The organism is Streptomyces cavernicola, from assembly GCF_029968035.1.
Taxonomy (GTDB): Bacteria; Actinomycetota; Actinomycetes; order Streptomycetales; family Streptomycetaceae; genus Streptomyces; species Streptomyces cavernicola.
In genome coordinates this window covers 1-12,043 of the sequence record NZ_JASCIQ010000054.1, presented here as the reverse complement: position 1 = coordinate 12,043, position 12,043 = coordinate 1, and the positions used below count along the sequence as shown (strand labels likewise).

At 73.1% G+C, this 12,043-nt stretch carries 8 protein-coding genes; all 8 read left to right on the top strand.

Features of this window, described 5'->3' with window-relative positions:
* Positions 1-15: 15 nt before the first annotated feature.
* The 8 genes from QIS96_RS34280 (at position 16) to QIS96_RS34245 (ending at position 11,421) form a co-directional block, all read left to right on the top strand.
* Positions 16-981 carry a LysR family transcriptional regulator gene (locus tag QIS96_RS34280; protein ID WP_282546751.1) on the top strand — a complete coding sequence of 322 codons (966 nt, stop codon included), beginning with the start codon at positions 16-18 and terminating at the stop codon, positions 979-981.
* A 204-nt stretch (positions 982-1,185) separates the two neighbouring features.
* Positions 1,186-2,001 (top strand): hypothetical protein, encoded by an 816-nt coding sequence (locus tag QIS96_RS34275; protein WP_282546750.1) that lies wholly within the window; start codon positions 1,186-1,188, stop codon positions 1,999-2,001.
* Positions 1,998-4,190 carry a glycosyltransferase gene (locus tag QIS96_RS34270; RefSeq protein ID WP_282546749.1) on the top strand — a complete coding sequence of 731 codons (2,193 nt, stop codon included), beginning with the start codon at positions 1,998-2,000 and terminating at the stop codon, positions 4,188-4,190. Before QIS96_RS34275 ends, QIS96_RS34270 begins: the two co-directional genes overlap by 4 nt.
* Entirely contained in the window at positions 4,187-5,356 is a 1,170-nt protein-coding gene (locus QIS96_RS34265) for an acyltransferase family protein (RefSeq protein WP_282546748.1), read from the top strand. Before QIS96_RS34270 ends, QIS96_RS34265 begins: the two co-directional genes overlap by 4 nt.
* 105 nt (positions 5,357-5,461) lie before the next feature.
* The gene (locus tag QIS96_RS34260) at positions 5,462-6,838 is read left to right on the top strand and encodes a nitrate/nitrite transporter (protein ID WP_282546747.1); all 1,377 of its coding nucleotides are present in this window, start codon (positions 5,462-5,464) and stop codon (positions 6,836-6,838) included.
* Positions 6,839-7,065: 227 nt separating this feature from the next.
* Positions 7,066-8,214: a uroporphyrinogen-III synthase gene (locus QIS96_RS34255; protein ID WP_282546746.1), complete on the top strand. Its 1,149-nt coding sequence runs from the start codon at positions 7,066-7,068 to the stop codon at positions 8,212-8,214.
* 258 nt (positions 8,215-8,472) lie between these two features.
* Positions 8,473-9,039, top strand: a complete 567-nt coding sequence (locus QIS96_RS34250; protein ID WP_282546745.1) for a CGNR zinc finger domain-containing protein — start codon at positions 8,473-8,475, stop codon at positions 9,037-9,039.
* Between the two features lie 120 nt (positions 9,040-9,159).
* Positions 9,160-11,421, top strand: a complete 2,262-nt coding sequence (locus QIS96_RS34245) for a HelD family protein (protein ID WP_282546744.1) — start codon at positions 9,160-9,162, stop codon at positions 11,419-11,421.
* Positions 11,422-12,043: the final 622 nt, after the last annotated feature.

Genomic DNA, 12,043 nt, shown 5'->3' with positions numbered 1-12,043 from the left:
TTGTAGATTCCGACGGTGCCCCGTGACATAGAGCCCCGGCTCCTTCGGTCCTTCCTCGCCGTCGTCGAGGAGCTGCACTTCACCCGCGCCGCCGCCCGGCTGCACGTCGCGCAGCAGGCGCTCAGCCGCGATGTGCGGCGCTTGGAACGGGAGTTGGGCGTGGAGCTGTTCGTCCGCACCACCCGGCAGGTGACGCCGACGCCGGACGCGGAGCGGCTCGCGCCGTACGCGCGCCGGGTGCTCGCGGCGCAGGACGAGCTGCTCGCCGCCGCGAGCGGGGCCGGACGGGCGCTCCTCGTCGACGTGAACAGCCCCGGCCTGGTCTTCGAGCGGCTCCTCGCGCGGGCGCGTGAACTCGCCCCGGACTGCGAGCTGATGGCCCGCTACGAGAGCGGACTCACCGGCGCGGCGGGCGAGATCGTCGCCGGTCGCCTGGACGCCTCCTTCGGCCGGTACGCGGGACTCGACGCGACGCTGCGCGCCGGACTCGACCAACTCCCCGTGCGCTACGAGCCGATGGCCGTGGTGCTGCCCGACGGCCATCCGCTGGCGGGCCTCGCCGAGGTGCCGCTCGACGCGCTCGCGGGCGAGTCGGTGTACGCGGGCGCCGGGAATCCGCGGACGCCGGAGTGGACGGACCTGGCCCGCCGCCTCTTCGCCGGGCGCGGCATCGAGGTCGCGCCGCCCGCGCCGCTCGCGGTGGGCGCGGAGGAGTTCCGGCGGGTCATGGCCAAGACCCGTACGCCGGTGCTCGCCGTGGTCGACTTCCCCGCGATGCCGGGGTGCGTGCTGCGGCCGCTGGTCGACCCGGTGCCGCTGTCGCCGGTCTCGCTGGTGTGGCGCCGGGGGCTCAGGCATCCGGGGCTCGACGCGCTGCGCGCCGCGTGCGCGCGGACGGCGGCGGAGCGGGGCTGGCTGCGGCGACCGGAGCGTGGGTGGGTTCCGGCCGCGGACGAAATGATCATGTCGGGTCGGACCTGATCACGTACGGCCAGATACGAACTGTCCGCGAACAACCGTTTCTGCACAAGAAGTACGACTGTCACCCTTGTGCGCTACATTCGGTGCTCCGGGCGCAGTGGGTCTGTGGGGGGGGGCGCCCGGACCGGGTGGGGGCCCGGTCCGGCGGCGAGTGCCCGGTCTCGCTCGTGCGCCCGAATTCGGTGGGGGGATGGGCGTACGACAGTGGAAAATTGGCGAGAAGGTGCCCGCTCGGGGCACACGCACGATCCGAACGAAGTCACGGTCCAGATCGACGGAGTGGGCCGGCAGTTGAAGGACCCGGCCGTCCCGGCCGACGGGCAGGACGGCTCCGACGGCCCGGTCTTCGTGGACGAGTCCGGCAGCCGCAGCCGCCGGTTGCGGCGCATCGGCTGGGTGCTCGGCCTGGCCTGCACGGCGTACGCGGCGGTGCTCGGGGTCTCCCTGCTCTCCGGCAGGTCCGACGCACCCTGGATGCCGGGCCTCGGCGACAAGCGCGGCGAGCCCGCGGGCCGGGTCGAACCGTCCCCGACGCCGACGTTCCTGCGCGACGGCGAGCCCGCGGCGGACACGACCCCGGCGGCGGGCGGCCCGAGCGGCACGGGCCCGAGCGGTGAAGGGCCGAGCGGTGAAGGTCCGCGGGTGGAAAGCGTCGGTGGGGGTGCCGGGCGGAGCGCGCCGAAGCGGCCCGACGGCCCGTCCGCGCCTGCCGGTTCGCCGGAGGCGGAGCCCGGGGAGGGCTCGGGCGGTACGGACCCGGGGTCGGGATCGGAGTCGGGCTCGGGCTCGGGGTCCGACCCGGAGCCGGGCTCGGGCTCGGGCGGTACGGGCGGTGGCCCCGCCCCCGTCGACCCCCGCCCGGAACCCACCGACGACCCGCCGCCGCCCTCGCCCGAACCCGGCCCAGGGACGAGCCCGGAGCCGCACCCGGAGCCGACGCGCGAGACGACACCGCCCGTCGACGTCCCCGCCTCACCCGCCATCGAGGCCACCGAGGCCGCGGAGGCCGCGGCGCGATGACGAACCTCCGTACACCGCACCGCCGTACGCGCGCGGCAGCGCCCCCGCGCCGTCGTCTGACGATGCGCCGGCTGCTGCCCGCGCTGCTCCTCGTCGCGCTGCTGGCGATGCTGATGCTGCGCGGCTATGTGCACAGCGAGATCCTCGCCGACCACCGCGTGCGCCCGCCCGTGCCCACCGACCTGGTGCCGCAGCAGGTGCTCGCCGGCGGCCCGGTGATCGACGCCAGGGACCCCGAGGAGCCCGCGGCGGCGCTCAGCGTGCCCCGCCGCAAACTGGTCCTGACCTTCGACGACGGGCCCGACCCGAAGTGGACCCCGAAGATCCTCGACAAGCTGCGCGAACACCGGGCGCACGGCGTCTTCTTCGTCACCGGCACCATGGCCGCCCGCCACCCCGGGCTCGTCGAGCGGATCGTGCGCGAGGGGCACGAGATCGGGCTGCACACGTTCAACCACCCGGACCTCTCGTACCAGTCGGAGGGCCGCATCGACTGGGAGCTGTCGCAGAACCAGCTCGCGCTCGCGGGCGCGGCCGGCATCAGGACCTCGCTGTTCCGCCCGCCGTACTCCTCGTTCGCGGACGCCTTCGACAACGCGAACTGGCCGGTCACCAAGTACATCGGCAGCCGTGGCTACATCACGGTCGTCAACGACACCGACAGCGAGGACTGGAAGCGCCCCGGAGTCGAGGAGATCGTCGAGCGCGCCACCCCGCAGGGCGACGCGGGCGCGGTCGTCCTGCTGCACGACTCCGGCGGCGACCGCTCCCAGACCGTCGCCGCCCTGGACCGCCTGATTCCCGAACTACGCGCGCGTGGCTACGAGTTCGACAACCTCACCGAGGCCATGGGCGCCCCCAGTGCGCACACCCCGGTCTCCGGGTTCGAGCTGTGGAAGGGCCGCGCCTTCGTGGCGGCGGTGGGCGTCTCCGAGAACGTGACGGGCGTGCTCGTCGTCGGCCTCGCCGTCGTCGGCGTCCTGGTCCTGGCCCGCTTCGGCCTGATGCTGCTGCTGTCCTGGGCGCACGCCCGGCGCACCCGCGGCGCCCGCTTCAGCTGGGGACCGCCCGTGACGGAACCGGTGTCGGTGCTCGTGCCCGCGTACAACGAGGCGAAGTGCATCGAGAACACGGTGCGTTCGCTGATGGGCGGCGAGCATCCCGTCGAGGTGATCGTGATCGACGACGGCTCGTCCGACGGCACCGCGCGGATCGTGGAGGACCTCGGCCTGCCGGACGTCCGCGTGATCCGCCAGCTCAACGCGGGCAAGCCCGCCGCGCTCAACCGGGGCCTGGCGAGCGCCCGGCACGAGCTGATCGTGATGATGGACGGCGACACCGTCTTCGAGCCGTCCACGGTGCGCGAGCTGGTGCAGCCCTTCGGGGACCACCGGGTCGGCGCGGTGGCGGGTAACGCCAAGGTCGGCAACAAGGACACCGTGATCGGCGCCTGGCAGCACATCGAGTACGTGATGGGCTTCAACCTGGACCGCCGGATGTACGACGTCCTGCGCTGCATGCCCACCATCCCCGGCGCCGTCGGGGCCTTCCGGCGCGGCGCCCTGGAGCGGGTCGGCGGCATGAGCGACGACACGCTCGCCGAGGACACCGACATCACCATGGCCCTGCACCGCGCGGGCTGGCGGGTCGTCTACGCGGAGAACGCCCGCGCCTGGACCGAGGCCCCGGAGACCCTGCGGCAACTCTGGTCCCAGCGCTACCGCTGGTCGTACGGCACGATGCAGGCGATCTGGAAGCACCGCCGCGCCCTCGTCGACAGCGGCGCCTCCGGCCGGTTCGGCCGCGTGGGGCTTCCGCTGGTCTCGCTGTTCATGGTCCTGGCCCCGCTGCTCGCCCCGCTGATCGACGTCTTCCTGCTCTACGGCCTGGTCTTCGGGCCGACCGCGCAGACCGTCGCCGCCTGGTTCGGGGTGCTCGCGGTCCAGGCGGTGTGCGCGGCGTACGCCTTCCGGCTCGACCGGGAGCGGATGGCGCACCTGGTGTCGCTGCCCCTGCAGCAGCTCCTGTACCGGCAGTTGATGTACGTGGTGCTGCTGCAGTCCTGGATCACCGCGCTCTCCGGCGGCCGGCTCCGCTGGCAGAAGCTCCGCAGAACCGGGGCGGTCGGCACCCCCGGCGGACCGCCTGCAGCGCCGCGCCGGATCAGGGAGCGGAGGCCCGTCGGATGAGCGCCACCGCGGCCGTCCTGCCCGCCGCGCCGAAGTCGCAGCCCGTACGGGACCGCTACCTCGACCTGCTGCGCGCCCTCGCCCTGGTCCGCGTCGTCGCCTACCACCTGTTCGGCTGGGCCTGGCTGACCGTCCTGTTCCCGTCGATGGGTGTGATGTTCGTGCTCGCCGGCTCGCTCATGGCGCGCTCCCTGAAGCGCACCGCGTGGAGCGTGATCCGCGGCCGGATCCGCCGACTGCTCCCGCCCGTCTGGCTGTTCGCCGCCGTCGTGCTGCCGCTGATGCTGTACGCGGGCTGGCAGCCGGCCCGTACGGGCACCTGGGCCGTGGAGTTCCTGAACTACCTGCTGCCCCTGGGCGCCCCGCCCTTCCCCGAACGCCTCGGGGGCGGTGCGGGGTTCGCCGACCCGACGTGGGCGGAGCAGGCGGTCGGGCCGCTCTGGTACGTGCGCGCGTACCTCTGGTTCGTCGTCGCCTCGCCGCTGCTGCTGTGGGCGTTCCGCCGCGCGCCGTGGGCGACGCTGCTCGCGCCGCTCGCGCTCACGGCCGTCGTCGGCACCGGCCTGGTGCGCATCCCCGGCGAGACCGGCGAGGCCGTCGCCGACTTCGCCACGTACGGCTCCTGCTGGGTGCTCGGCTTCGCGCACCACGACGGGCTGCTGCGGCGCATGCCCCGCAGGCTCGCCGTCGGCTGCGCCGCGCTCGCCATGGCCTTCGGCCTGTGGTGGGCCTCGGGGCACCTGGGCCCGGAGGGCTGGGACCTGAACGACATCCCGCTCGCGCAGGCCGCGTGGTCCCTCGGCTTCGTGATCGTCCTGCTGCGGTACGCGCCCGAGTGGCGTCAACTGCCGGGCGGGCTACGGCACTTGGACCGGATAGTCACGCTCGCCAACAACCGCGCCGTCACGATCTACCTCTGGCACAACCTCCTGATCCTGGCGACCGTCCCGGTCCTGGACCTCCTCTGGGACGTGCCGTACGTGGACGCGCATCTCTCCGGGTTCCTGGAGAGCACGTACACGGTCTGGATGTTCCTGCTCGTCTGGCCGCTGCTCGCGCTCGCCGTGCTCGGCGCGGGCTGGGCCGAGGACCTGGCGGCGAAGCGGCGCCCGCGGCTGTGGCCGGACGGGGCACAGAGGAGACGCGACGGCTCACATCGGGGCTGAGCGGCGGGTGAGAGCAAGGTTGCGCGAAGGTCACCTGACGCCACGGCGCTGAAATGCGCCCTCCCTAGCGTCGCCTCCACGACCCGACGCATCCGTGGAGGCGTGATGACAGCCCCGACCACCACCGCACCCTCGCGCAAGGGGGGCCGCTGGATCGAGCAGTGGGACCCGGAGGACGAGGGCTTCTGGAAGGACACCGGCCGGCACATCGCCCGCCGCAACCTCGCCTTCTCGATCCTCTCCGAGCACATCGGCTTCTCCATCTGGACCCTGTGGTCCGTGCTCGTCCTGTTCATGGGCCCGGAGTACGGCATCGACCCGGCCGGCAAGTTCTTCCTCGTGTCGATGGCCACCCTGGTCGGGGCCGTGGTGCGGGTGCCGTACACCTTCGCCGTGGCCCGCTTCGGCGGCCGCAACTGGACGGTCCTCGCGGCCTCGCTGCTTCTGCTGCCCACGGTGGCGGCCTTCCTGGTGATGGAGCCCGGCACCTCGTACACGACGTTCATGCTGTGTGCGCTGCTCACCGGCGTCGGCGGCGGCAACTTCGCCTCGTCCATGACGAACATCAACGCCTTCTTCCCGCTGCGCAAGAAGGGCTGGGCGCTCGGCCTGAACGCGGGCGGCGGCAACATCGGCGTGCCCGTCGTGCAGCTCGTCGGCCTCGCCGTGATCGGCGCGGCGGGCGGCCCGCGGCTGCTCCTCGGCGTCTACATCCCGCTGATCGCCGTCTCCGCGGTCTGCGCCGCGCTGTTCATGGACAACCTCGCGCCCGTACGCAACGACACCGGCGCCGCCAAGGAGGCCGTCCGGGACCCGCACACCTGGATCATGGCGTTCCTGTACGTCGGCACGTTCGGCTCGTTCATCGGCTACAGCTTCGCGTTCGGCCTCGTCCTGCAGACCCAGTTCGGGCGCACGCCGCTGCAGGCCGCGTCGATCACGTTCATCGGGCCGCTGCTCGGCTCCCTGATCCGGCCCGTGGGCGGCTCGCTCGCCGACCGCTTCGGCGGGGCCCGGATCACGCTGTGGAACTTCGTCGCCATGGGCGCGGCGACCGCCGTGATCGTGTTCGCCTCCGTACGGGAGTCGCTGACGCTGTTCACCGCGGCCTTCATCGCCCTGTTCGTCCTGACCGGGCTCGGCAACGGCTCCACGTACAAGATGATCCCCGGCATCTTCCAGGCCAAGGCGCTCGCCCAGGGCCTCGGCGGGGAGGAGGCGGCGGCCTACGGGCGGCGGCTCTCCGGCGCGGCGATGGGGCTGATCGGCGCGGTCGGCGCGCTCGGCGGGCTCGGCATCAACATGGCCTTCCGGCAGTCCTTCGCGACGGCGGGCTCCGGCACGGGCGCGTTCGTCGCGTTCCTCGTCTGCTACGCCGTCTGCTTCCTGGTGACCTGGGCCGTATACCTGCGGCGCGGCACGCCGAAGCGGACGGTGCCGGCGGCTCCGGCGGAGCGGGAGCTCGGGTACGCCCGGGTCTGAGCTTCTCCCCGCCCCGCCCCTTCCCGAAAGCCTGCGGCGCTGTTCGTTCGTCTGCTGCGCCGTCGTGGCTGGTCGCGCAGTTCCCCGCGCCCCTTTCGGGGCCCGCGCCGCGGTCGCCGGGTGGGATGGGCGACGATGTAACACGTACGACATCGAGGCGATCCGAGCCCGTCACTCCCCGTTGACATGCTCGAAGAGCTCAAGGCTCCTCAGCGAACGAGACCCTCATGCACCCCAATGACCAAGCGAAAGCCGCCCCCCTCGCGGGCTTCACCGTCGGCGTGACCGCCGCACGGCGGGCCGACGAGCTCGGCGCGCTGCTCACCCGCCGCGGCGCGGCCGTCCTGCACGCGCCCGCCCTGCGGATCGTGCCGCTCTCCGACGACGGCGAACTCCTCGACGCGACCCGACAGATCATCGAGCACGCACCCGACGTGGTGGTCGCCACCACCGCCATCGGCTTCCGCGGCTGGGTCGAGGCCGCCGAGGGCTGGGGCCTGGGCGAGGCGCTCCTCGACCGGCTCCGCGGGCTCGAACTCCTCGCCCGCGGGCCCAAGGTGAAGGGCGCGATCCGCGCGGCCGGGCTCACCGAGGAGTGGTCGCCCGACTCCGAGTCCATGGCCGAGGTGCTCGACCGGCTGCTCGCCGAGGGCGTGGAGGGCCGCCGCATCGCCCTCCAGCTGCACGGCGAACCGCTCCCCGGATTCGTCGAGTCGCTACGGGCCGGGGGCGCCGAGGTGGTCGGCGTGCCCGTCTACCGCTGGATGCCGCCCGAGGACCTGGGGCCCGTCGACCGGCTGATCGAGGCGACGCTCACGCGCGGCGTGGACGCGCTGACCTTCACCAGCGCGCCGGCCGCCGCGTCCCTGCTCGACCGGGCCCGCGAACTCGGCCGGCTCGACCCGCTCCTGGCCGCGTTGCGCCACGACGTCCTGACCGTCTGCGTGGGGCCGGTCACCGCCCTTCCCCTGGAGGCGCAGGGCCTCGACCCGGTGCAGCCGACGCGCTTCCGGCTCGGCCCGATGGTGCAGGCTCTCTGCGTCGAACTCCCGTCCCGCGCCCGTGCGTTGCACCTCGCCGGGCATCGCGTGGAGATCCGCGGCCATGCGGTCCTCGTCGACGGCGAGCTGCGGTCCGTGCCGCCGGCCGGGATGTCGCTGCTGCGCGCTCTGGCCGAGCGGCCCGGCTGGGTGGTGGGGCGCGCGGAGCTGTTGCGGGCGTTGCCGGGGTCGGGGCGGGACGAGCATGCCGTGGAGACGGCGATGGCGCGTCTGCGGACGGCGCTCGGCACGCCCAAGTTGATCCAGACCGTGGTCAAGCGGGGGTATCGGCTCGCCCTCGACCCGGCGTCGGAGTCGAAGTACGCGGACGTGTAAGCCTGCGCGCTGTGTTTTCGGGTGCCGCGCCGTCGTGGTTGCTCGCGCCCACGCGGCGGCAGCCGCACATGTCACAGCCCCGCGCCCCTTAAAAACAGCCCCTCCGGCGTTTGAGATGGGGGTCCCCCCTGCTCGAGCGCAGCCGAGAGCTTGGGGGAGGGGGTCTGGGGGCTGGCCCCCAGGAGCCGACGGCGGTCTTTCGGGAAGGGGCGGGGTGGGGAAAGCTGAGGGGAGCGACCCCACGAGGTGGTGACGGCCATGGCGGCAGCGCGCGCGTCCCGGTTCGAGGCCGGGCGACTGTGCCTCGATCTGCTCGCCACCGCCCACCCCGCCGAGCACCTCGACACCCCCGACGCGCTCCGTGCCTGGCTCCTCGGCGGCGGACTCGTCCCGGACGGGACCCCGCTCGCCGACGTCGGACCGGACTGCGTCGCGGAGTTCAGGCAACTCCGGGCGGATGTGAGGGAGTTGCTGCACCCTGAGGTCACCGCGACCCCCGCCGCGCTCGCTCGGGTCAACGCCCGCGCCGCCCCCGCCCCGCCCGCCCCGCGCGCCGTACGGACCGCCGCAGGCGATCTCGTGCGCGCCCTGCACCCCGACCCGGCCGGCGAGGCACTGCTCGCGGCCGTCGCGCGGGACGCGGTCGACCTGCTCACCGACCCGGCGGCCCGCTCCCGCGTACGGCAGTGCGAGGGCGAGGACTGCCCGTTGATCTACCTCGACACCTCCCGCGGCCGGCGCCGCCGCTGGTGTTCGAGCGAGGTCTGCGGCAACCGCGTACGCGTCGCCCGGCACCGCCGCCGCAGCACGGCGCAGGCCCGCTGACAGTGGCCCCCGGGCGTCGTCGACGAGACGTCCTGTGGAGGTCGGCGCGTAACTTCGCGTACGGTTGACGGCTGCCCAGTACAGCAGAAGGGGAACGCGGTGGCCGTCGACAACGGAACCATGCCGTCAGGCACACGCGACCGGGAGATCGGCGCCGAGCAGGCACACCTCGACCGGGTTTACCGCCGCCTCGAAGAGAAGATCCACGAGGCCGAGTTCCTCATGCACGACGCCGCCAAGCGCGGCCAGGTCGGCACGCCGGGCGCGCTCGCCGAGCGGGACGCGCAGGTCTTCCGCGCGGGCGTGCATCTGAACCGGCTCAACAACGAGTTCGAGGACTTCCTCTTCGGCCGTATCGACCTGGTCCTCGGCAAGGACGGCAAGAAGGGCCCGGACGGCGCGTACACCTCGGTCGAGCCGGCCGAGGACGCGATCCGCCCGGACAACACGGCCGACATCGCCGAGACCCTGCACATCGGCCGCATCGGCGTCCTCGACGCGGACTTCTCGCCGCTCGTCATCGACTGGCGCGCCCCGGCCGCCGCGCCCTTCTACCGCTCCACGCCCGTCGACCCCGGCCGGGTGGTCCGCAGAAGGGTCATCCGCTCCAAGGGCCGCAAGGTGCTCGGCGTCGAGGACGACCTGATGCGCCCCGAGCTGACCGCGTACCTGGACGGCGAGGTGCTCCCGGTCCTCGGCGACGGCGCCCTGATGGCGGCGCTCGGCCAGGCCCGCTCGCACACCATGCGGGACATCGTCGCCTCCATCCAGGCCGAGCAGGACCTGGTCATCCGCGCGCCCGCCGCCTCCGTGACGTACGTGGAGGGCGGCCCCGGCACCGGCAAGACCGCCGTCGCCCTGCACCGCGCCGCGTACCTGCTCTACCAGGACCGGCGGCGGTACGCGGGCGGCATCCTGATCGTCTCCCCGACCCCGCTGCTCGTCGCGTACACGGAGGGCGTGCTTCCGTCGCTGGGCGAGGAGGGGCAGGTCGCGATCCGCGCGGTCGGCTCGCTCGTCGACGGCGCGGAGGCGACGGTGTACGACGAGCCGCCGGTGGCTCGCGTCAAGGGTTCCTCGCGGATGCTGAAGGTGCTGCGCAAGGCGGCCCGCGGCGTTCTGGAGAGCCCGGACGCGCCGACCCTGCTGCGGGTCGTGGCCTTCGGCCGACGCATCGAGCTGGAAGCCGACGAGCTGTCCCGCATCCGGCAGGCCGTGCTCGGCGGCACCGCCCCGGTGAACCTGCTGCGCCCGCGCGCCCGCAAGCTGCTCCTGGACGCGCTGTGGTCCAAGTCCGGTGCGGCGAACCGGCATTCGGACCCGGAGCTGGCCGCCGAGCTGCGCTCCTCCTTCGACGAGGACGTGTCCACGGAGGACTCCTTCCTGGCCTTCCTCGACGCCTGGTGGCCCGAGCTCACCCCGCGCCAGGTGCTCTCCGCGATGGCCGACGAGAAGCGCCTCGGCCGCTGGTCGCGCCGTGTCCTCAACCCCGGCGAGACCCGCCGCCTGGCCCGCTCGCTGCGCCGCGAGGGCCTGTCCGTGCACGACGTGGCGCTCCTGGACGAGCTGCAGACGATGCTCGGCACCCCGGCCCGGCCGAAGAAGAAGCGTGAGCTCGACCCGTTGGACCAGCTCACCGGCCTGGACGAGCTGATGCCGCAGCGCGAGGAGACCCAGCGCGAGCGCGCCGAGCGCCTGGCCCAGGAACGCGTCGAGTACGCGCACGTCATCGTCGACGAGGCGCAGGACCTGACGCCGATGCAGTGGCGGATGGTCGGCCGCCGCGGCCGGCACGCCACCTGGACGGTGGTGGGGGACCCGGCGCAGTCCTCCTGGTCGGACCCGGACGAGGCGGCCGAGGCGCGCGACGAGGCGCTCGGCACCCGGCCCCGGCGCCGCTTCGAACTGACCGTCAACTACCGCAATCCGTCCGAGATCGCGGAGCTCGCGGCGAAGGTCCTCGCCCTCGCCATGCCCGGCTCGGCGTCCCCGAAGGCGGTCAGGTCGACGGGCGTCGAGCCGCGCTTCGCGGTGGTGCCCGACGGCGACCTGGGCGCGAGCGTCCACGCGGAGGCCGCGGCGCTGCTCGACCGGGTCGACGGCACGATCGGCGTGGTGGTCGCGATGCGCCGCCGCGCCGAGGCGGCCCGCTGGCTCGCGGACCTCGGCGACCGCGTCGTGGCCCTCGGCAGCCTGGAGGCCAAGGGCCTGGAGTACGACGCGACGGTGGTGGTCTCCCCGGCGGAGATCGCCGACGAGTCCCCGGCGGGCCTGCGCGTCCTGTACGTCGCCCTGACCCGCGCTACCCAGCAGCTCACGGTCGTCTCGGGCGAGCGCGACGTGCCGGACGCGGCCGGGGTGCCGGACCTGCTGCGGGACTGAAGGCGGCGCACGGACCTCGGGAAACGCCGGCACATCGACCGTAAAAGTGCCACCCCACACGGGAATTGCCTTACCAGGATCCTTTGTTACCTTGGACGTGGCACCGGCCCGATCCAAGCCCCCGGGCCCAACCTTCGTCGCTACGAGCGACCACTTGCCGCGAGGCGAGCATGGCGGGTCGGTGTCATAAAGCTTCAGTGTCAGCTGAATCACACGAGAGCCCGCGTCACCCCGGTGACGCGGGCTTTTTCGTCGTGCCCGCCCGTCGAGCCGCCGCCGAACCCTTGTCGATACCTCCAGGGTTCGCCCGTCGTACGGGGCTGGACTTCCCACGATCCTCCACTTCTCGTATGGTGGAAGAAGTTTTCCAAAACCACTCGGTGAGCGTCCGAACCATCTCGCAGCCGGACGAGAACAAAACGTTCTCAATCCGGGGCGGCTACCACGTACCCAGCGGTAGGTGCGACGATCGGATGACGCACGCGAATTACAGGTGAAAGAGGAAGTCGGCATGGCTACGGCGCCCAGCGTCTCCTACTCGATGACGGTCAGGCTCGAAGTGCCTGCGAGCGGCACGGCTGTCTCGCAGCTCACCACGGCCGTCGAGTCCCACGGAGGCTCG